Genomic DNA, 19,358 nt, shown 5'->3' with positions numbered 1-19,358 from the left:
CTCTGTCATCAACCGTTCTCGTGCGTCAAGCATCGTACCTTAGCGTCAGGGCAATGTCCGCAACCTGACCCGAGTCTTCGTTTGTGTCATGTCGCTGTTCTGGGGGGAGATGAAGGCTCGGGGGTGCCCGGTCCCATCTTATATTCTACCCGCTCGATGCAACCGGCGTAACCGCTTTGCGAAGCCGGCATCTTCGCTCCGGAGATGATCTGCGTTGCCGCCATACCAAACTCGCTGGACGGCTCGGCTGCGAGCACACGCGCATTGCCGACCGCGCCCCAAGGAGCGACGTCGAAGGCGATCACTGCCCAGCCCTCGATGGCGCGCCGACGCCAATTGTCTGGATACACGAGCGCCGGCTTCGTCTTCCAAGATAGCTGCTTTGGGCAGGTCGAACCCGCTGGGCGAAGGGTGTCAAGGTTCACCTCTGCGGGCGCGGGGAGTCGGGTCGCAATCCGAACGAAAGGATTAAGACAGCCTCGCCGAGGACCTTCCGTCTGCCGTGAATCAGCCATGGCTTTGAGTGCCGCACGGTCCAAAGCCAGATTGCGGGTGCTCTCCGCTGTGTGGACCGAGGTAGGCCGCCCCTTGGCGTCCAGGTCATAGGACACCAAGCTCCAGTCCCGTGCCCCAGGCTCACCGCCGAGATGGATGTAGTCCGGTGACACGGCGCGCAGCCATTGTGCCCTTGGCTCTCGGTCGCAGTCGCCCCCTACTGGCTTGATGCGCGCCCATCCCGCGTCTGGCAGCGGCCCGTTTTGCGGCGTGATGCTGTAGGAGATCAGGTCCCCAATCGGAGCGTCGCCGAAGGACGTCGTCTTGGAGGTGTAGGTTACCTCGCAGCCGTTTAGCGGGCCGGACACCGTGAACCGGGTCGCCGCCAAAGAGGGCGTGATGTCTGAAACGCTGGGCTCGTAGGTGCCCGCCGGACCATCGATGGAGAAGGGCGCGCCATGTGCATCCAGACGGAAGCGATAGGTTCGCGGCGGCGCGGCCGAGGTGTCCCAACGTAGCGCGGTGTAAGGTCGCCTAACGGCATTGGCTGGGAGCACGACGTCGCCGCAACGGACGTCGCCGGGTGACCAGCTCTGTAAATCGGGCCTCGGTGCATCGCCGGGCTGGAAAGGTGCCGGCACGGTCGCGACCACTGCACTAGACAGCATTGCGACTGACGCCGCTGCAACAGCGCTCAACTGCCTAAGAAGCATCTTCGACTCCCGCACGCCGCTCAACAGCGCGTTTAGAGCCTAAGCGTATCGACGGGCGCTATGCCCAGCAACCCGGCCAGCCTGCATAAAGCGGATATGCGGCAGCCCGTGCTTAGATCAGAAATCTACCTCACGCGTCTCGTGCGCAGGTTGCGCTCGCATGGGTGCTGGCCAAGCCCGAAGTGTCTGCGCCGATCGTCGGCGCGTCCAAGCCGGGGCACCTAGACGCCATCGCGGTGCTCGACCTGGCCATGTCGGACGACGAGATCGCCCGACTGGAGACGCCGTACGTACCGCACGCGGTGGTCGGCTTCTCGTAACCGCCCCGCAGCCGGATCGACCGAAGCTGGTTGCGGGGCTTATCACTCCGCCGGCACGGTTGTTCACTTCGCAAGGAGCTGCGCCAGCGTCACCGGCCGAAAACCGCGCACGTCGACGCCGACGTCAAACTGGCGCGGCATCGGTGTCAGGCGGCCGTGGCTGTGGCCGTGCAGGTTGAGCGCGCCCTTGTGCTGGCGGTTCCAACTGCGGAAGGCGTAGTGCCCCAGGACGAGCGGACGGCCTTCGACCTCGATCTCGGCATAGTCGCCGACGCTCGCCCAGCCCGGTGCGGTGCCGGTGGCGTCGGGATCGTTGTTGCCCCGCAGCAGATGCTTGGTTCCGTTGAGCTGGGCGAGCAGCGCCGCGACATCAGCCGGCCGCCGGGCGACATCACCCAGATGCCAGACGACATCCTCTACGCCCACGACGGCGTTCCAGCGACCGATCAGTTCGGCATCCATCTCGGCCACGCTGGCGAAGGGCCGCTTGTGGATGTTGATCGTGCGGTGATCGCCGAAATGCGTGTCGGCGGTGAAGAAGACGGTCATGTCCAATAGAGGATGCGCGCCGCCGGTAGCAGCGCCACGATCCTTTCCTCGAAAAACAGGCGAAGTGATCGCATCGTCGGCGCATCATAGACCTGCTTTTCAGTCCCGAACTTGGTGCGCTTTGTCGTCCGGTTGTCCGCACCCATGTCGAGCGCGGAGCCGGGATACCAGCTCTCCAGCACCGCCTTCGATCCGGGTGTAAAGCGATGCGTGATGAGTTCGATCGTCAGGTCGACACCCGCGATGCCGGCCAGCGCCGTCGCTGCATCAACAAGCAGAGCACCATAGGCCTCGCCCCAGCCCTCGGCGGCGATGATCGGCGCGATCGTCAGCCCGATCGGATATCCCGCACGCGCCATTTCCGCCAAGGCCGCGAGCCGGGCGGCACCGGGCGACGTACCGCCCTCGAATCGGGCGAACATCGCCGGATTGATCGACGCCCGCATCCGCGTGCGCTTCTGGTGGTCGAGGCCGAGCAGCGGTCCGACGTCAGCGAACTTCGTGGTGAAGCGCAACTGCGCCGCCGCCTCCCAGCGGCCGAACCAGGCGATCGCCGCCGACAGCGATCCGGTGATCGCCTCCAGACCCAGCGGATCGGTGTAGCAGGACGCCTCGAACGTCGTGCCTTCGTGCGCGCGCGCCTCGCTACGCGAGGTGATGCTGCCCTGTCCCAGATACGCCGGCAGCCCGTCCAGTATCTCGTCGAGATTGGCGTAGACGCGGGTGATCGGCGGCCCCTTCAGCGACCCTGCGAGATAGCAATAGCTGCAATGCGCAGGGCACCCTTCGGCAAGGTCGACCCGCCAGTCGGCGCTGGGCGCGATCGGCTGCAACCGCCGTTTCGACGGTGGCGCGACCACCACCGCTAGCGTCGATTTCGCCTCCGCGTAGGCGCGCCGCGGATCGTCGGTTAGCCCCAGTGAGAGGCGATCGCCGGCGAGCGCGACGACCTCTACGCCCTGCGCCTCGGCGCGCGCGACGATTCCGCGGCCATGCGCGAAATGGAACGCAGAGCGCGTCACCAGCAACCGCCGCGGGCGCCATGCTGCCTTCGGTCGGGCCGTCGCCGTTGCTGTCGATATCGTCGCCATGGCCAAGCCAACGAACGGCACGCCGCGACGGTCCGATTGATCGACATGGCGGACACCGCAACGGCCACATACGGCGTAAGGTCCTGACGGCGCCCGACGAATTGCCTTTAACCGTGCGTGTCAGGGCTATGATATTTCCGGCTCCATGCGCGATGGCCTAAGACCCAGAACCGGTCATTCGCTGCCTCTCTTCAGCTTACCAATTTCTGCCGTTTATTCATGGTGCATCGGAGCAGGTGCTCGGCCTCGGCTTGCCCGCGCGGATCACGGACATATTCCGGCACGATGCTCTGCCTTCTTGGCACATCGGCGATCTTCTCCGGGCCACATCACGCTCAGCAGCCTGCGATGCGGTGGCGCGGGCATAATTTCAGCACTATGCGGGTGCTATGTAATTAGCTGAAATCGACCTCGAAATGCTATGTCGAGGGCGATAACTGGTTTGCCACATTGAGGGTTGTGGCATGGTAGCGTGGCATCGGTCGCGGCGCGCCGACATCGTTCTGCGCGCCACCGGACTTCTTCTTTGCTGGGTGAGTTACACCGCAATTTCGCGGCTCGTCGCCATGCACGTGCCACCGCAGAAGGCCGGCGTCCTTGCCTACGGGATTGCCGCGGTCGGCTTCGTGGCCGCGAGTGCCGGCAGCGCGCTTACCCTTCTGGGTCATCATCTTTTCGATGAAATCGAGGTGAGCGCCCGCTGGCGGGGGCGCCCCGACCTGAACGTCTTCCCTCCGTCAGAAGGTAGCATCGCGATGGACATCCCGGAACCGGCCATGCTGGTCGTAGGCCGTGACATTGATGGTGACTGGACCGTCCGTGAGAGCGCCGGAATGCTCCTTGGCCGCTTCTCATCGGCACAGCCAGCGCAGCGTTTTGCCGAAGCGGAGCGGCGTGGACGAACATCGATCTCGGTCGCGATGTCGGCAGGAACTCCCCGCCGGATTGAGGGCCGGCTTAGCCTGGTCTGCGATCGGACGCTGAAAGGCAGCATGGCCCGTGGGTAAGCTCCCACCGCGGTTACTTGGTGTCGTACTGCTTGGGTGTTCCGGCGGATCGACGCTGGTCCATCGCAGCGTGTCCGAGGCGGCGCGGCATGGTCCTGCGCAGACCGCCGAGTTCGGTCTTGCCCTGCTGACGTTCATCCTCGCCAGCACCGGCATGCTGCTTCTGGTCCATGGCGCCATGCTGTTCAAGCCGGCGCCTTCTCGCCTCCGAAGTGCGGAGCAGCGTGCCCGAAGCGCGTTCCGATCGCGCCTAGGGGCTCCGATCGCACCACAGGGCCGGGCGTTCGATACGCGGCATGGCGCTTCGATGATGCAGGCGCGGCACCAGATGGGACTGTCGCGGCATGCCCGATTGGTGGCCAGATCCGATGCTCGGAATTCAGAACGGACCCTCATCGACTGGACATCAGCTCCTCGGCGCTGATCAGGAAACCCATGCCTGTCATCGCCGCCTATCTGTACCGCCATGGCCGCCGTGTTCGCGAGATCGCGATCGACGAACGGGTTGATTGCCCCTGCGACCGATCGGAGTTCGTCTGGATCGGGCTGACCGATCCGTGTGCCGACGAGATCGAAACGCTGCAGCGCCTCTACAATCTTCACCCGCTTGCGGTCGAGGATGCGCTGAAGGACGGGCAGCTGCCGAAGGTCGACGTCTACGGCGATCAGCTGTTCGTCATCGGCCGGACCGCCCATCTGTGCGACGGGCACATCGTCTACGGGCAGACGGCCGCCTTCCTTGGACACAGCCATATCATCACCGTACGGCAGGGCTCGACAAGATCCTACAAGCCGCTGCGCGAGCATCTGGAGGCCGCACCCGACCTGCTGGGAAAGGGTGGCGACTATGTCCTCCATGCCATCCTCGACTTCATCGTCGACGGCTATCTGCCGCTGATGACCGCCCTCGAGGAGGAAGTCGCGAGCATGGAGCAGCGGATGCTCGACACCTTCCTCGATCGCGCCGAGATCGCTCGCATCTTTTCGCTGCGACGTGAGCTGATGCGCTTCGATCGCATTCTGGTGCCTATGGAGGAGGTTGCCCGCAAGCTATCCAAGAACGAATTGCCGTGCGTCGATGCCGAGGCTCGGCTGTACTTCCGCGATGTGCTGGATCACGTCCGCAGGGTCGAGACGATGGCGAGCGGCTTGCGTGATCTGCTGTCATCGGTGTTCGAGTTCAGCAATCTTATCGAGCAGCAGCGCACCGGCACGATCACACGCCAGCTTGCAGCCTGGGCAGCGATCCTGGCAGTGCCAACGGCCATCGCCGGCATTTACGGGATGAACTTCGAGCACATGCCCGAGCTGCGGAGCCGATACGGTTACCCTATAACAATCGGCGTGATCCTGACGATCTGTTCGGCGCTCTACTGGCGCTTCCGCAAGGCGCGTTGGTTGTAGCTCACACGCACATTAGCCTGAATGCGACGAGCCGTTGCCAAGCCTACGCGCGCACTATGCACTTTCCCGGAATCGATCTCGAAACACTATGCGGGGCCTCGTACCTCCAATGAGCGGGCGCTGGACGCTCGGTCATCGAAGGTCGCAAAGGCGATATGTCGTCCGAACCCAACCCGGAGCCCGACGAACGCGGGACGATCATCTACGTCGGTCAGGACAAGGCGGGCCACTGGCTCGTGCAGGATAGCGGAAGAAAGATGGAAGGCCGTTTCGTCTCACGCGGCGCAGCGCTCAGCTTCGCCGAAGCGGAGCGGCAGATCTACCACGCGAGCCTTGAGATTGTTTCGGCACCGCTGGTTCCGCTCATCTCCTTCGAGCCGGTGAGCCCGGCCGAGCACGCGCTACGCCGCGCCGCCTGAGGATTTCCCATGACACTGAAACTGAAGCCGTTCGTCACGGCCGATCGTCTGTCGTCCGCATCACCGGTCACCCCGGCCACGATCCTGGGCAGTCGTGCCGCACACAATGATGCGCGCTGGACTGACCTCTGCGCCGCGCTTGCTGCTCTGCACGAGCGAGGGCGTCATTCCGTCCGCATCGTCGACGCAGACTGCGCCTGCGGCACCTTGCTGATCGAGGCTGTGCGGCACGCCAGGGCGCTCGGCTTCACGGCGATCGAGGGCCGCGGCATCGATGGCTCACCGGGGTGCTGTCAGTCTAATGCGAACCGCTCTCCACACGATGCATTTGGGTCTTTGACGGCCACGGTCATCTGACGAGCGCCTGCCACTCCGCCAGCGCGGCGGAGCGTCGTTCACGGAAGGTCTGTCGATCGATGAGGTGGCGTTCCAGGCTGAAGTGGTTGTGAATGTTGGCGTGGACGGAAGCGAACTTCTGCAGCGTCTTCATCTGCCGGAAGCGCTGCATCGCCCGCTCTCGTCGTCGGAATGGCAGGTGGCTGTTCTCCACCCGGTTGTTCGCCCAGCGACCCACCTCCTGCTTCTCGGCGTTACCGAGGTCGTTCATTGCGGCACGGTAGCTGCGCAGACCATCGGTGGTGATCGCCTCGGGCGAGCCGTGGCGCTTCAGCGCCTTCTTCATGAACGCGAGTGCGGCTGCCTTGTTGCGGGTGCGGGTCACGTAGCTTTCCAGCACCTCACCCTCATGATCCACTGCTCGCCACAGGTAGACCATCTCACCGTTCAGCTTCACGTACATCTCGTCCAGGTGCCAGCGCCAGTGACGAAAGCCGCGCATCCGGCTCACCCGCTGGCGGCGAATGTCACCGGCGAACAGCGGTCCAAACCTGTTCCACCACAGCCGCACCGTCTCATGGCAGATGTCGATCCCGCGCTCGAACAGCAGATCCTCAACGTTCCGCAGGCTGAGCGGAAATCGCACGTACATCAGCACCACCAGCCGGATCACCTCGGGCGACGAGTTAAAGTAGCGGAACGGCGAGGCTGGCTTGCGCGGGCGGGGCATGTCCCTGCCCTACCCTCCTCCGGTTACCAGCAGGTGCATTTGGTTTGACGAAGCCCTACGCTGTCATAGCGGGCGCGACTGCGTGCGGGCCCCATGTCAGCTGACAGGGATCAAGCGCGGCCAAGGTCCGTTCAGCCCTCACAGTGATCGAAGGAGGCCGGCTCGACGTTAATCGCGCAAGGGGAAGCGTCGTTGGCAGGCGGTGCGGGAGTGCGTCTTCGCGATGCCTGACCAGCGAAAGCAGGCCTCGCGGCGCCAATGCGCCGCCCCCCCCTCCGACTACCTCTGATAATACCTACTGTGCTGCGGCTGCTAAAGCCTGCGTCAAGCTCAGCGTTCTAGAGCCGCCTGGGCCGACCACTGTGTACGCATCTCCCGTGACGACAACGGCACCGTCACAGGTGAATGTAGCCGGAGGGATCGAGGGATTGGCGTGCGCCGTTGCCGTCCATCCGCCACCTGCTTGTTGAACAGTGACCTCCCATCCACCGATTTTGCCCTCGGCCCCATCGCGCAACGGGATCGTTATACGTTGGGCCGCTTCGTTTCGACGCGCGTCAAAGGCGTCTGGCAGAATCGAGACATCTGACGCCAGTCCAACGATCATCTCGTCTTTGCTGACCATCTGAATTGCAAGGCGCTGCACGACTCGTGGCTCAAAAGCAGCGTTGGGAATTGCAGCGCCGTCTGCCAAAGTGACGAGACGGAAGGCTTGAGGTAAGGCATTGTCGGACTGTTCGACGCCCTTGCCCTTCTCCGACTTGCCAGTGCGCAAATTTGTCGAAACTAACTCTGCGTAGCGATGAAAATGGTCATACCGGCCATCCTTATCGGCATCAAGCACGCAGCGGAGTAGATAGTTGTTCTGATCTTCAGTTTGGCCGAACACTTCTGAGCGAAACATCGAGGTACAGAGGTGCGTTTGGCTTCCGATCATGTAAGGCGCAAACGCCATCGGGCTGAGCGACGACTTGGTGCTGGAGGACGGCGGGTCGATCATCATCCATCCAGTCCTGATTGCTCGCTTCTCCTCGCCGAGCACAGCACCCTTTCGCACCTTGATGGGCTTCAAGTTACCTTTTGGTTCACTCGCAGGTTCGAAACCCTCGAAGATCCGCGCCTCAGTTTTTCCAAGGATCGCGCATGGAAATGCCTGCTGCGCCAGCCCACCCGCCGGCAAGGCCAGCATTACGAATGCCTTGATGATCCAACGTGATTTCATACGTCCCCCACACATTAATGTACCAGAGTAGAGGGCCTTCGGACGCGCGCAAGGCTGATATGGATCACGCATCGGAGCGCTACTGATCACTTTGCCAATGCGACCGCGGCGGAGGATACCTCCGCCTCTGTTCGTCTCCTTCGGGGCAAGCCTCGGCTGGTACCTCCTTCACCGTCACCCTACAGCGTCGGTATGGCAGTGATCCCTGAATTCAGAGTTTTGCGCCGTGAGAGTTGAAAAGCCGCCTCTGGTGGAATGCGGACATAGACTCTGACGAACCGCTTCTCCAAAAGGCGGACTTATGGAGTGGCTCGAGCCGTAGGTGGCAATCGCAGATTTGGATTTGCCTGAGCAGAAAAAGGCCAAGTATCAAGCCACTTGGGAGCGTCAGCTTGTCCGTGAGGTCTGCCCCCGGCACATCTTAAAAGGCCTTTCGGGTGAGCTTGTGGCGCGACGCTTTGACCGTGATGAGGCGCTCCTCAAGCTTTCTGACGGCAGATTGGCCGAGGTTCATCTGACTTGGGCGCGGGGCGAAGAGCCCGATCCGGCGTGGTCGGCGACTAGCCTTTTCGATACACTTGAGGAGTGGGCCTCCCAAAGCATGATGGAACACCATCGCGAGTGGATCACCTGACAGGCAATTGTTTGCAGTACGCGAGGGAGAAATGGTGGTTGGTGGTGGAAAGCGGTCGCTCATTGTAGGACGATCAGCACTGAAATGGCGGCAACAGTGCCGCAGACGAAGAAGATCCAAGCGGCCGACGGATGACGCTTGAACCATGCCCGAAACCGCCTGTTGCCGAGCCATGCGCCAATACCTGCGGTAATCCAGTCATCCGTCATCCGGCACCTCTACGAAGATAGCTTGGCGGCAAGTCGAGGCGACTGCGACTGAGCGTTTCCGGCCAAGCTTGCGCACAATCGTCCGGGCTCGCCGATCAACCGAGGTCTGATGGTATGCTCAGGTCAGGTCGCTTCTTCCTAAGGCACCTCGTGAAAGAGCCATAACCGGGGTATAGATAACTCCAGTAGATCCTCCGACCGTCAATCGACTGGATGAACCAATAGCTCGTGATCGTCGCGCCGACAGCGCCGATGTCATGCCACGCAATCGAGGTCCTGCTCAGCCAAAGGCTTGGCCCAAACAGTCGCGATGGTCCCTGCACGCCTTCGTCGGTCCAGTTCATGTCATGTCTGTGGGTTAGAGATGGGGCCATGAAGACGATCAACAGGGCGCCTGCAGCCGCCCAAGATAACCCCCCTTTCAGATCGCCGGCCGCGGCGGTATGCGCACCTGCCCAGAGCGCTCCCACGCCCAGCGAGGTAACGAGAGCAGCGCTGACCTTGCCAGGTGAGATGGTACCATCGTCACCTGATGCCCGGAGCGGGGCCCGCCTCCGATTGAGGAGAGACCATCCGGCGGTCACAAGGGCGACTACACCCGCAACTATCACCGCATGCATCTAAGCTCTCCGCCTCACGAAGAACCAAGCTGACCGAACGCCTGCTATCGAACAAGCGACTTCGCTCCCGGCGGCCGCTTTTGGGCGTAAGCGGACCTGCCGCTTGTGGGAAATTCGCCGGTCCGGTTAGCGTCACAGAAATGCCCACAGGGCCACAAGGCTGACCGCAACTACGAAACAGCCCCACCTTGGGATCGCCTTGGAGAAGCGCTCTCCAAGAGGATCGCGTTCAACCCAGAACACTTCCGCTGCGGCGACTAACTCAGCTAGGGTTGCCGACGTCGGTGCTAGTTCGCCGACCTCCGCAAGTCCGCGCCTCAACAGATTTTCTAATCCAGACGAATCGGGTGGCGCATGCAACGACTGAATGACCACCAGGTCGTCGGCGGCTGTTACCGTAAACTGCTCGCCCGATGGCCCGAAAGCGCGAGAGTAGACGCCGTTCCGCACGTCACTCGCTTCGAGGTAGCGTTGCGCTATTTCAACCGATGGAAAGACGAGCAGCGGCTCGTCCGCTTCCACAAACAGGGTAGGCATCGGCGTAGCGTGTCAGCCGAGCGGAGTGTCCGCAAGTGGGCGACTGCCGCCCGGCCGCTCTTGGGTGTCCGCCCCCGGTCGCGGACTTCGCGACGTGGTGGTTAGCGGAAGGTCCGCCAAAAAACGCGCTGATCAGCCGGTCCATCCGCGAAGCCGCCGACGAATGAAAAACAAATGTCGGCCTATCGCTACAATCAGGCCAAGCAAGACACCCAGCACAAATTTTCCTAGCCAACTGTCGGATCGCGCATTCTCGGCCAAGCCGCGTAGTTGACCCACGCGTTGGGCCGGCGATAGCAGAACCTTTCCTGAACTATCGCGTGCTGCCAGTATCACGTTCGTGCCGGCGAATTCGAAAACGTCGACACTGCGAACCTTGGGTAAAACCGAAGGTAGTACGCACGATCCTGCGTTGTAATAGGCGCCGCAACTCACATTAACGCGCTCACCTGATGGCGAAACTAAGCGTAAGTACCGATCTCGTTTTCCCGAGGTTTGCAAGTGTCCTTCGATTGTTCGCGCTTGTGCATGAAGAGCCGCCTCGCCGACTCCGGCCCACTCGCTAATGGTGAAGCAGCTGACAACTAAACCCGTAAAAAGCGGGATCACTGTCCAATTTAAGGCGATGCTTCTTTCCCAGAATACGATCCTGCGGTTGATCCACTCTGAGCAGGAGCCTGCCTTCACCATTGACGGTCCCCCAGTTTCTCATCCGGGTGTGATGCGAGCTTCCGGACTGCATGACGGTCCCCCAGTTTCTCATCCGGGTGTGATGCGAGCTTCCGGACTGCATGACGGTCCCCCAGTTTCTCATCCGGGTGTGATGCGAGCTTCCGGACTGCATCCGCCGGGGTTAACCCCGGCGGATGCAGCATATTCGGCTGGCGTCAGCCAGCCAAGCGCCGTGTGAGGACGGCTCTCGTTATAGTCCCGCCGCCAGGCCTCGATCTTGGTTCTTGCGTCCGCCAGTGACAGGAACCAGTGGCTGTTCAGGCATTCGTCACGCAGGCGGCCGTTGAACGACTCCACAAAGGCGTTGTCGGTCGGTTTGCCCGGCCGCGAGAAGTCGAGCGTGACGCCATTCTCGTACGCCCATCGATCTAGTGCTTTCGAGATGAACTCCGGACCATTGTCGACCCGGATGGTCTTGGGCGCACCACGTGTCGCCGAAATCCGCGTCATTGCCGCCACGACCTGTTCACCCTTGATGCCCTGGTCGACATCGATCGCCAGCGCTTCACGGGTGAAGGCATCGACCACCGTCAGCGCCCGCAGCCGTCGGCCATCGAACAAGGCATCCGAGACGAAGTCCATCGACCACATCTCGTTAGGCGCCGACGCTGCGGGCTGGCGTTCGCGGTTCGCAGCGCTGACGTTGCGCCGAGGACGTTTGAGCCGGAGGCTCAGCCCATCTTCCCGGTAGAGCCGATAGACGCGCTTGTGGTTCACCAGCCAGCCTTCCCTGCGCAGCAGGATGTAGATCCGGAAATAGCCGTAGCGCACCCGTGTCGCCGCCAGATCGTGGATGCGCAACCGCAGCGGTGCCTGGTCAGGCTTGTGCGACACGTACCGCACCGACGAGCGGTCGACGCCGAGCGCGAGGCAGCTACGCCGCTCGCTGACGCCATGGGACGCCTGGACGTGCGCGACGATCTCGCGCCGTCGCCCAGGCGTCAGAGCTTTTTTGCGAGCACGTCCTGCAGGATATGCTTGTCTGACGGTCCCCCAGTTTCTCATCCGGGTGTGATGCGAGCTTCCGGACTGCATCCGCCGGGGTTAACCCCGGCGGATGCAGCATATTCGGCTGGCGTCAGCCAGCCAAGCGCCGTGTGAGGACGGCTCTCGTTATAGTCCCGCCGCCAGGCCTCGATCTTGGTTCTTGCGTCCGCCAGTGACAGGAACCAGTGGCTGTTCAGGCATTCGTCACGCAGGCGGCCGTTGAACGACTCCACAAAGGCGTTGTCGGTCGGTTTGCCCGGCCGCGAGAAGTCGAGCGTGACGCCATTCTCGTACGCCCATCGATCTAGTGCTTTCGAGATGAACTCCGGACCATTGTCGACCCGGATGGTCTTGGGCGCACCACGTGTCGCCGAAATCCGCGTCATTGCCGCCACGACCTGTTCACCCTTGATGCCCTGGTCGACATCGATCGCCAGCGCTTCACGGGTGAAGGCATCGACCACCGTCAGCGCCCGCAGCCGTCGGCCATCGAACAAGGCATCCGAGACGAAGTCCATCGACCACATCTCGTTAGGCGCCGACGCTGCGGGCTGGCGTTCGCGGTTCGCAGCGCTGACGTTGCGCCGAGGACGTTTGAGCCGGAGGCTCAGCCCATCTTCCCGGTAGAGCCGATAGACGCGCTTGTGGTTCACCAGCCAGCCTTCCCTGCGCAGCAGGATGTAGATCCGGAAATAGCCGTAGCGCACCCGTGTCGCCGCCAGATCGTGGATGCGCAACCGCAGCGGTGCCTGGTCAGGCTTGTGCGACACGTACCGCACCGACGAGCGGTCGACGCCGAGCGCGAGGCAGCTACGCCGCTCGCTGACGCCATGGGACGCCTGGACGTGCGCGACGATCTCGCGCCGTCGCCCATGAAATCGGCGAGATGCGTCCGCAGCTGGTCGTGGCTTTCGTAGTGGAAGCGTTTGACGGTCGTCTCCTTGATGGTGCGGTTCATCCGTTCGACCTGCCCGTTGGTCCATGGATGGTTCGGCTTGGTGAGCCGGTGCTCGATGTCGTTGGCCTCGCAGATCATGTCGAAGCGCATCTGGCGGGACCAGGCGGTGTTGCGGTTGCGTGGCTGCTCGGCGAACTGAATGCCGTTATCAGTCAGGATCGTGTGGATGCGGTAGGGTACGGCTTTCAGCAGGTGTTCGAGGAACTCCCACGCTGTCCGGCGATCGGCCTTGTCGACCAGTTGCGTGACGGCGAACTTGCTGGTGCGGTCAATGCCAACAAACAGGTAGAGCTTGCCTTCGGCAGTCTGCACCTCGGCGATATCGATGTGGAAGAAACCAATCGGATAACGCTTGAAGCGTTGCCGCTTCGGTTTGTCGCCTTCGACGTCCGGCAGGCGGGAGATCCCATGCCGCTGCAGGCAACGATGCAACGCTGAGCGCGTCAGGTGCGGGAGCGACGGCTGCAACGCATAGAGACAGTCGTCGAGCGGCAGCAGCGTGTGCCGGCGGAACGCCACAATCATCGCCTCTTCGGCCTCAGACAAGGTGGTGGAATGGGGGGCCTTCGGCCCGGTTTTTAGATCCTCTACCGTGGCCCGCTTCCGCCATTTGGCCACGGTCTTGGGATTGATCCCCAGCTCACGGCTCAACGTCGCGAGCGAAGCTTGCGATCGCTGTATTGCTGCTCGGACGGCGTGCGTGGTCGTGGCGCACCCATGACGTACCTGTCCCATACGGCCTCCTTCCATTCCAACGAAAGGATCGCACCATCAAACCCTGGGATCAAACACCCTAATCTAATAGCCACAATCGCACCACCAGGTTGCGGTACAAAGATTGTCTTAGCGCCACCTTCATCGGTAGCAGCCGCACGAAGACGCTTCTCCGCGCGATGGGCGTCCTGGGGCAGACCCTCACCCCGTTTGTACAGTTCAGCTAGTCGATATTGAGCAGCTTTATCATCGGAACGTACAGCCTGCACCGAAGCAGGTGCTCGGCCCTGACCAACCTTCAGATCGGGATGCCTGCTCTCCAACCACCCAGGTGACCCAGCCACAGCTATAAAGCTTGCTACCACTGAGGTGCGGGTTCGTCGTAAAATCAAGATAGTAGACCCCGTCGCCTTTGCGGAAGCTCCGCGTAAACGTAGCTTCATTCTGGGGGTTTTGTACGGGCCTGGTCAATCTAAACCGCGGTCGGAACGAACCATTCCGCTTCATGCCGGCGCGTGGCAACCATCCTCGCGCACGCTGGCTACAAAAGCCCGTTCCTGATCGTTAGGGCGTCAATATGTGCATCGAGAGCTGCTCGCATGGCACATGGGATATCACGTGAGCCAATCTTAGGCATGTCCGGAACTGGGCGTTTGCGGCCGCGCCGCTTCCGATGCCCGCGCCAACCGTCGGGACGTGGTGGAAAGCCGACGTTAGCTTCGGCTGTGAGCAAGGCGCGCTTTTATCTCGATCGTGAGGTCAGGATCGTCCTGGAGCTGCAATAAGGCGGCTCGAGCTACGGGCCTTTTCGACCGCATCAGATTGCTGACGAGGAATACTCGGCTGGGACCGATGGAGTGATCAGAGAGCAAATCGATTAACACCTCAATGTCCCGCGGCTGGGCCATGTCAGAGATCGCCGCCATCACGCCAACGGAAGCGCGCTCTTCGAGGGAGTGGGCTTTGACGAGATTGATGAGGGTATCCCAAACTAAGGACCGCGCTGTTTTGCGCCCGAACGCGCGGCCGATCCATTCAAGCAGCCACGGGGGGGTTGGCTTGGTTAGATGGTCTAGCAGGATCGGATATATGCACGCGTCTGGGTCGGGAAGGCTGCATAGTTCAGACACCGAAGCGACCATTATTCCAGCCGCCGATAGGTCGTTCAGAAGCGGTTGCTGTTCCCGCTTCCGGAGCTCGGCAATCTCGGCAAGCTCACTATCTCTTGCGCGGCGCACCGCTTGATAAGCTGGGTCAGAATCTTGCTGCTGCTGCAACTCGCGCAGTGTCACACCGCCTCGTTTAGTCTCCATGCCCTAACTATGATCATCTGCCCGGGCGTCCGCAATTGGGCGAGAGCGGCCGCCCTGCCCCTTCTGCCGCCACGACCCATAACCGGCCGTTCAGCTCGCTCTATCAGCTTTCCGATAGCAGACGTTGGTTCATCTCACGAGTAGACCATCGGCGAAGACGCTGGCGCCGTGCGTCAGCGCGCCGGCCGGGCGCCCTTCTGGATCAATCCACGTGCCTCCGCCGCTGCCGCTGCCGGCGTCGCCTGACCCGAGATGATATCGTCCGCCAGCAGCATCAGCTCATGCGCGGTCGACGAACCGACATCGGCGACCTCGCCGAGCGCAAGACCGGATTGCCGGCCGATCGCAGCATCCCACTCGGTGCGGACCGCCGCCCAATAATCCCTAGTTTTCGACCAATAATCTTCGGCGGCCTTGATCGGAAAGTCGCTGGCGGGAACGTAGGTGTTGACGACATATTCGTGGACGAAGGTCGCCGGGCGTCCGTCCCGTACCCCGATCTTGGCATTGTCCTGCTCGTGCACCCAGCCGGCCGGCGTCAGGACGTGGCGATTGGTCCCGACATAATGGTCGTAGGGCGGCGATCGCGTGGCGTCGCGGCGCGCCAGCGGGCGGCGGGTTTCGTCGCTGGTCCAGCGCGTGGCGCCGTCATCGTAGCGCCACCGGCCGACCCCGCCGTATCGCGGCGAATCGTCGGTCTGCCACACCGTCTGCGACCAGGCGCCCCGGCGCTCCGCCACCGGCACGTTACGCGACACCCAGCGTCCCGGACCGACATAGACCAGCACCGTCGACGGCTGGTAGCTCCAATCCTGTCGCCAGTGCTTGACGACCATCGTCTTGCCGTTGCCATCGTCCACCACGAGCAGATGCTGGAGGACGACATGATCGGGCGTGTCGACGATCGCGCGCACCACTTCGTGCCCGCCGCTGACCTTGGCCGGATAGGGCGTGTAGCCGGCGACCAGCGGTGTCGTCTCGCGCATGTCGAAGGTGACCTTGAAGGTTCCCGCCATCTTCATGATGGCGGCGTGATCGCGCGCCTGGTCGCCATGGCGCACGATCGCAGCGGGGGTAACCTGTGCCGCGACGGGCGCCGCGATCGACGCGGCGAGACCGGTGAGGACGAAGAGCATGTACGAGCGGTTCATGGGGGTGGACCTCAAAAGGCGAGAGACAGGGAGGCGCCGGCATTGCGCCCCGGCTGCGAATAGGCGTCGCGGACGACCGACGTGGAGGTGAGCCCCCGCACGTCGCTCCACCAGAAATAGCGTTTGTCGGTGATGTTGAAGACGCCCACCCGGATCGTCGCCGCGTCGTGGATGCGCAGCGAGGCGGTGGCGTCGAACACCCAGAAGCCGTCGGGCGTGAAGCACGATGTACCGGGTACTGCCGGCATGGTCGCTGTCGCCGGTCGCGCGGCGACGTTGCAGCTGTTGTTGGTGTAGGACGGATCCTTGCCCGCGGAATGCGTCGCGACGAATTCGGCGCGGAACGGCCCGTCGTCCGGCTGGTAGAACAAGCCCGCGACGACCTTGACCGGCTCGACGCTGTCCAGCGGCTGCGCGCCCGCGACGCCATCGGTCCACATCCTGCCGCGGGCGTAGGAAGCGGCGGCCCGCACCCCGATGCCGACCGGCAGCCGCGCCTCGCCCTTTGCCTCCAGCCCCTCGATCTTCACGCGGCCGCGGTTGATATATCGATAGACCGCCGGGTTGGCCGCGGTGAACGCCCCGGAAACCTGCACCTGATCGATGAAGTTGCGGAACCGGCTGCTGAAGGCCGTACCGCTCAGCGACCAGCGCGCGCCGCTCAGGCGGATGCCGCCCTCGATGCTGTTGCTCGTCTCCGGCTTCAGGTCGGGATTGGGGATCGACCGATAGTTCGCGACGACGTTGGCGAAGCCGTTGTTGATCTGGTTCGGCTCGGGCGGCTTGAATCCCTGACCGTAATTGGCGAACAGCCGGACGCCGTCCGTCAACCTGGCGACGGCGCCGATGCGCGGCGTGACGCGCGAACCGCGCTGGCCGCGCGGCACGAAGGTCGTGAACAGCGGATCGCGCTTCGGATCGAGCTTGTAATGATCGTAGCGGATCGCCGGGAACAGCGTGAGCAGCCCGTCCGCGACCCTGACCTCGTCCTGCGCGAACACCCCGAACAGCTCGTAATCGGTGGTGGGAAACGCCCGCGTCGGGTAGGTTTCGCCGGCGGGCGGCACCGTCCCGTCGCGCACGCCGGTCTGCCGCGTCCGGGAATAGTCGGCGCCATAGGCGAACAGGTGCGTGACCACGCCGGTCGCGACGCGGCTCTCCAACTGCAAGGTGCCGCCATGCACCTCGTTGTCGAAGCGGTTGAGGCGGATGCGGTCGGTGCCGACCCGGTCTTCCCAGCCGGTCTGCACGGTGCCGCTCTTCTGGTAGAAGGCCGCGGCGCGCACGCCGCTCACGATACCATCGCCGACATAGCGATAATCGATCGTGCCGCGATCGCGGACCGTCGTATCGCGCGCCTGAAGGCCGAGCACCGCCGTGGCAGCAAGGCTGCCCGTAGCCGGCGCCTTGGCGATCGCGCTCAGCACGTTCGTCGCGACCGCCGAATCGAAGCGTTCGTAGGTCAGGCGTATCCGGCTGGCGTCACCGGGCGACCAGACCAGCCGTCCCAGCAGCGCATTGGAGGCGATGTCCTGCGGGTTCGGCGTGGTGCGATCGGTGTTGGCGCTGTCGTTCGCCCCCTTGTTCTCCAGTTCGTGACCATCGCGGCGGGTATAGGCGACCATCGCCTGCAGGTCGCCCTGTCGCCCGGCGACGACGAAGCCCTTGGTCCAGCTGTCGTCGGATGCATCGTAGCCGAGCCGCGCGCCGCCGCCGACCAGCCGGTCGCCACGCAGGAAGTCCTGCGGATCCTTGGTGATGAAGCTGACCGCACCAGCCACGCCATCGCTGCCGTACAGCGCGGACGCCGGACCGCGCAGGATCTCGACCGACTTCAGCAGATCGAGGTCGACATAGTCGCCGCGCCCGACCGACTGCGCGCCGAAGCTGAAGGCATCGGGCACGCGCACGCCGTCGACGGTGATGAGGACGCGATTGCCCTCCAGACCGCGGATATTGAAGCCGCTGTCGCGATCGCGGCCGGTCGATGCGCCGGCAGCCGTGAACCGCGCCGGCGCACGCCGCACGGCAACACCGGGTTCGTAGCGGACCAGATCCTTGACGTCCGTCATCAGCCGATCGGCGATGGCCACCGCGTCCACCACCGACACCGTCTGCGGCACGTCGTCGACCGACTTCTCGCCGCGCGTCGCCGTCACGGTGACAACCTGGGCCTCGCCCGTATCCTCCGTCGCGGCATCACCCCGATCGACGCGATCCGCCGCCGGCTGAACCGTCGGTCCCGCAGCCGCAGCAATGGGCATGACGCAGGAACCCAATGCCGCGACGGCAGCGCCGCGCAGCAGAAATGCAGATGTCATTACCGCTTCCCCTTCTTGTGCCCGTCCAGTAATGCGAGTCACTAGCGTTAGCAAGGTTGGAGATGATGATGATGAGGAACCGATTGATGTGCGGAGCGGGCGCAGCGGTCATGCTGTTCGTCGGCATGTCGATTGCAACCCGCGCATCGGCGCACATGCCCTACGTGTTGCCGGCACTATTCGACGCCGGCAGCCGTACGCAGATCACGCTGGAGGCGTCCTTCACCGAGGATGCGTTCCGACCCGAGATCGCGATGCGCGATGCACCGTTCGAGATCACGGCACCGGACGGTCGGACCACCCGCCTCGCCGCACCGGCACTTGCCGGCGACCGGACGATCGCGCAGGCATCGCTACCGTCGGACGGCATTTACCGGCTGTCGTCCGGGCAGCGTGCCGGGCGATCGGGCAAGATGTACCGCAAGGGCGATGACTGGGTGATGGTCGGCGAAGGCGCCGCTCCGCCGACGGGTGTGACGCTGGTCGACGTGCGCAGCATGACCCTGGCCGACAGCTATGTCGTGCGGGGCCGCCCCGGCGCGAAGGGCGCGTTCACGCCACGCGGGAAAGCGCTGGAGATCCGCCCCCTGACCGATCCGACCGCGCTGTCCGCACGTGATGTCGCGCGCTTCGAGATCCTCTATGATGGCAAGCCGCTCGTCGGCCGGACGGTGACGATGTTCCGCGAGGCCGGCCTGTACGACGGGCGCAAGCAGGTCGGTCAGGTGACCAGCGACGCCGCCGGCACCGTGGTGGTCACGCCGCCCGACCCGGGGCGTTACCTGGTGCTGGTACGCCATCGCCCCGCTACCCCGAATACCTCGGGAGGCTACGCCAGCTACACGACGACGCTGGCCCTCGAGGTCGGATGACGACATGCGTATCCGTCCGGCCGG

Annotated in this window: 18 protein-coding genes and 3 pseudogenes; 7 read left to right on the top strand and 14 right to left on the bottom strand. The window is 63.3% G+C overall.

The window, feature by feature from the left end:
• Positions 1 to 86 precede the first annotated feature (86 nt).
• Positions 87 to 1,148, bottom strand: coding sequence for an energy transducer TonB (locus PGN16_RS16400; RefSeq protein ID WP_335310446.1), 1,062 nt, complete (start codon positions 1,146 to 1,148; stop codon positions 87 to 89).
• Between the two features lie 176 nt (positions 1,149 to 1,324).
• On the opposite strand from PGN16_RS16400, the gene PGN16_RS16395 reads away from it, so the two are divergent.
• Positions 1,325 to 1,528, top strand: a complete 204-nt coding sequence (locus PGN16_RS16395) for an aldo/keto reductase (protein ID WP_335310973.1) — start codon at positions 1,325 to 1,327, stop codon at positions 1,526 to 1,528.
• A 63-nt stretch (positions 1,529 to 1,591) separates the two neighbouring features.
• Here the strand turns inward: PGN16_RS16395 and PGN16_RS16390 are convergent, their stop codons facing one another.
• Together PGN16_RS16390 and PGN16_RS16385 are read right to left on the bottom strand one after the other, a co-directional pair.
• The gene (locus PGN16_RS16390) at positions 1,592 to 2,077 is read right to left on the bottom strand and encodes a metallophosphoesterase family protein (protein WP_335310445.1); all 486 of its coding nucleotides are present in this window, start codon (positions 2,075 to 2,077) and stop codon (positions 1,592 to 1,594) included.
• On the bottom strand, positions 2,074 to 3,099 hold the full coding sequence (locus PGN16_RS16385) for an SPL family radical SAM protein (RefSeq protein WP_335310444.1): 1,026 nt from the start codon (positions 3,097 to 3,099) through the stop codon (positions 2,074 to 2,076). Before PGN16_RS16385 ends, PGN16_RS16390 begins: the two co-directional genes overlap by 4 nt.
• A gap of 533 nt (positions 3,100 to 3,632) precedes the next feature.
• Between PGN16_RS16385 and PGN16_RS16380 the strand changes: the two genes are divergently transcribed.
• Positions 3,633 to 4,175: a hypothetical protein gene (locus PGN16_RS16380; protein ID WP_335310443.1), complete on the top strand. Its 543-nt coding sequence runs from the start codon at positions 3,633 to 3,635 to the stop codon at positions 4,173 to 4,175.
• Positions 4,176 to 4,188: 13 nt separating this feature from the next.
• On the opposite strand, the gene PGN16_RS16375 is transcribed toward PGN16_RS16380, so the two are convergent.
• Complete coding sequence (locus PGN16_RS16375) at positions 4,189 to 4,347, bottom strand: hypothetical protein (RefSeq protein WP_335310442.1); 159 nt, start codon at positions 4,345 to 4,347, stop codon at positions 4,189 to 4,191.
• A gap of 263 nt (positions 4,348 to 4,610) precedes the next feature.
• Here PGN16_RS16375 and PGN16_RS16370 point away from each other — a divergent pair, with 263 nt between their 5' ends.
• The 3 genes from PGN16_RS16370 (at position 4,611) to PGN16_RS16360 (ending at position 6,355) form a co-directional block, all read left to right on the top strand.
• Positions 4,611 to 5,579: a magnesium and cobalt transport protein CorA gene (locus tag PGN16_RS16370; protein ID WP_335310441.1), complete on the top strand. Its 969-nt coding sequence runs from the start codon at positions 4,611 to 4,613 to the stop codon at positions 5,577 to 5,579.
• Between the two features lie 155 nt (positions 5,580 to 5,734).
• Positions 5,735 to 5,998 (top strand): hypothetical protein, encoded by a 264-nt coding sequence (locus tag PGN16_RS16365; protein WP_335310440.1) that lies wholly within the window; start codon positions 5,735 to 5,737, stop codon positions 5,996 to 5,998.
• Between the two features lie 9 nt (positions 5,999 to 6,007).
• Positions 6,008 to 6,355, top strand: coding sequence for a hypothetical protein (locus PGN16_RS16360; RefSeq protein WP_335310439.1), 348 nt, complete (start codon positions 6,008 to 6,010; stop codon positions 6,353 to 6,355).
• Here the strand turns inward: PGN16_RS16360 and PGN16_RS16355 are convergent.
• Both PGN16_RS16355 and PGN16_RS16350 read right to left on the bottom strand, forming a co-directional pair.
• Positions 6,348 to 7,064, bottom strand: a complete 717-nt coding sequence (locus tag PGN16_RS16355) for an IS6 family transposase (protein WP_335310438.1) — start codon at positions 7,062 to 7,064, stop codon at positions 6,348 to 6,350. The genes PGN16_RS16360 and PGN16_RS16355 overlap by 8 nt on opposite strands.
• A 295-nt stretch (positions 7,065 to 7,359) precedes the next feature.
• Positions 7,360 to 8,253, bottom strand: a complete 894-nt coding sequence (locus PGN16_RS16350; protein ID WP_335310437.1) for a hypothetical protein — start codon at positions 8,251 to 8,253, stop codon at positions 7,360 to 7,362.
• 355 nt (positions 8,254 to 8,608) lie between these two features.
• Between PGN16_RS16350 and PGN16_RS16345 the strand changes: the two genes are divergently transcribed.
• Positions 8,609 to 8,920 carry a hypothetical protein gene (locus PGN16_RS16345; RefSeq protein WP_335310436.1) on the top strand — a complete coding sequence of 104 codons (312 nt, stop codon included), beginning with the start codon at positions 8,609 to 8,611 and terminating at the stop codon, positions 8,918 to 8,920.
• Positions 8,921 to 8,979: 59 nt separating this feature from the next.
• Here the strand turns inward: PGN16_RS16345 and PGN16_RS16340 are convergent, their stop codons facing one another.
• The 8 genes and pseudogenes from PGN16_RS16340 to PGN16_RS16305 all read right to left on the bottom strand — a co-directional run bounded on the left by PGN16_RS16340 (position 8,980) and on the right by PGN16_RS16305 (position 18,462).
• Complete coding sequence (locus tag PGN16_RS16340; RefSeq protein ID WP_335310435.1) at positions 8,980 to 9,129, bottom strand: hypothetical protein; 150 nt, start codon at positions 9,127 to 9,129, stop codon at positions 8,980 to 8,982.
• Between the two features lie 752 nt (positions 9,130 to 9,881).
• The gene (locus tag PGN16_RS16335; RefSeq protein ID WP_335310434.1) at positions 9,882 to 10,286 is read right to left on the bottom strand and encodes a hypothetical protein; all 405 of its coding nucleotides are present in this window, start codon (positions 10,284 to 10,286) and stop codon (positions 9,882 to 9,884) included.
• 810 nt (positions 10,287 to 11,096) lie between these two features.
• Positions 11,097 to 12,001, bottom strand: a pseudogene (locus PGN16_RS16330) (IS3 family transposase); the annotation flags it as partial.
• Positions 12,002 to 12,019: 18 nt separating this feature from the next.
• A pseudogene (locus PGN16_RS16325) lies at positions 12,020 to 12,874 on the bottom strand (IS3 family transposase); the annotation flags it as partial.
• 2 nt (positions 12,875 to 12,876) lie between these two features.
• Positions 12,877 to 13,698: pseudogene (locus PGN16_RS16320) on the bottom strand (IS481 family transposase); the annotation flags it as partial.
• A gap of 692 nt (positions 13,699 to 14,390) precedes the next feature.
• On the bottom strand, positions 14,391 to 14,990 hold the full coding sequence (locus PGN16_RS16315; RefSeq protein ID WP_335310433.1) for a hypothetical protein: 600 nt from the start codon (positions 14,988 to 14,990) through the stop codon (positions 14,391 to 14,393).
• Positions 14,991 to 15,163: 173 nt separating this feature from the next.
• Positions 15,164 to 16,141, bottom strand: coding sequence for a DUF6607 family protein (locus tag PGN16_RS16310; protein WP_335310432.1), 978 nt, complete (start codon positions 16,139 to 16,141; stop codon positions 15,164 to 15,166).
• Positions 16,142 to 16,152: 11 nt separating this feature from the next.
• A complete protein-coding gene (locus PGN16_RS16305) occupies positions 16,153 to 18,462 on the bottom strand; it encodes a TonB-dependent hemoglobin/transferrin/lactoferrin family receptor (protein ID WP_335310431.1) in 2,310 nt (769 codons plus the stop codon).
• 155 nt (positions 18,463 to 18,617) lie between these two features.
• Between PGN16_RS16305 and PGN16_RS16300 the strand changes: the two genes are divergently transcribed.
• Positions 18,618 to 19,334 (top strand): DUF4198 domain-containing protein, encoded by a 717-nt coding sequence (locus PGN16_RS16300; RefSeq protein WP_335310430.1) that lies wholly within the window; start codon positions 18,618 to 18,620, stop codon positions 19,332 to 19,334.
• Positions 19,335 to 19,358 lie beyond the last annotated feature (24 nt).

The organism is Sphingomonas phyllosphaerae, assembly GCF_036946485.1.
GTDB classification, from domain to species: Bacteria; Pseudomonadota; Alphaproteobacteria; order Sphingomonadales; family Sphingomonadaceae; genus Sphingomonas; species Sphingomonas phyllosphaerae_E.
The sequence above is the reverse complement of the archived record's forward strand: the minus strand, read 5'-3'. Positions and strand labels throughout refer to the sequence as shown.

Bases quoted from the DNA above. Each gene is read 5' to 3' on its own strand.
- PGN16_RS16390 (WP_335310445.1), bottom strand. From the start codon at position 2,077: ATGACCGTCTTCTTCACCGCCGACACGCATTTCGGCGATCACCGCACG.
- PGN16_RS16380 (WP_335310443.1), top strand. From the start codon at position 3,633: ATGGTAGCGTGGCATCGGTCGCGGCGCGCCGACATCGTTCTGCGCGCC.
- PGN16_RS16375 (WP_335310442.1), bottom strand. From the start codon at position 4,347: ATGGACCAGAAGCAGCATGCCGGTGCTGGCGAGGATGAACGTCAGCAG.
- PGN16_RS16370 (WP_335310441.1), top strand. From the start codon at position 4,611: ATGCCTGTCATCGCCGCCTATCTGTACCGCCATGGCCGCCGTGTTCGC.
- PGN16_RS16365 (WP_335310440.1), top strand. From the start codon at position 5,735: ATGTCGTCCGAACCCAACCCGGAGCCCGACGAACGCGGGACGATCATC.
- PGN16_RS16360 (WP_335310439.1), top strand. From the start codon at position 6,008: ATGACACTGAAACTGAAGCCGTTCGTCACGGCCGATCGTCTGTCGTCC.
- PGN16_RS16355 (WP_335310438.1), bottom strand. From the start codon at position 7,064: ATGCCCCGCCCGCGCAAGCCAGCCTCGCCGTTCCGCTACTTTAACTCG.
- PGN16_RS16350 (WP_335310437.1), bottom strand. From the start codon at position 8,253: ATGCTGGCCTTGCCGGCGGGTGGGCTGGCGCAGCAGGCATTTCCATGC.
- PGN16_RS16340 (WP_335310435.1), bottom strand. From the start codon at position 9,129: ATGACGGATGACTGGATTACCGCAGGTATTGGCGCATGGCTCGGCAAC.
- PGN16_RS16335 (WP_335310434.1), bottom strand. From the start codon at position 10,286: ATGCCTACCCTGTTTGTGGAAGCGGACGAGCCGCTGCTCGTCTTTCCA.
- PGN16_RS16315 (WP_335310433.1), bottom strand. From the start codon at position 14,990: ATGGAGACTAAACGAGGCGGTGTGACACTGCGCGAGTTGCAGCAGCAG.
- PGN16_RS16310 (WP_335310432.1), bottom strand. From the start codon at position 16,141: ATGAACCGCTCGTACATGCTCTTCGTCCTCACCGGTCTCGCCGCGTCG.
- PGN16_RS16305 (WP_335310431.1), bottom strand. From the start codon at position 18,462: ATGACATCTGCATTTCTGCTGCGCGGCGCTGCCGTCGCGGCATTGGGT.
- PGN16_RS16300 (WP_335310430.1), top strand. From the start codon at position 18,618: ATGCCCTACGTGTTGCCGGCACTATTCGACGCCGGCAGCCGTACGCAG.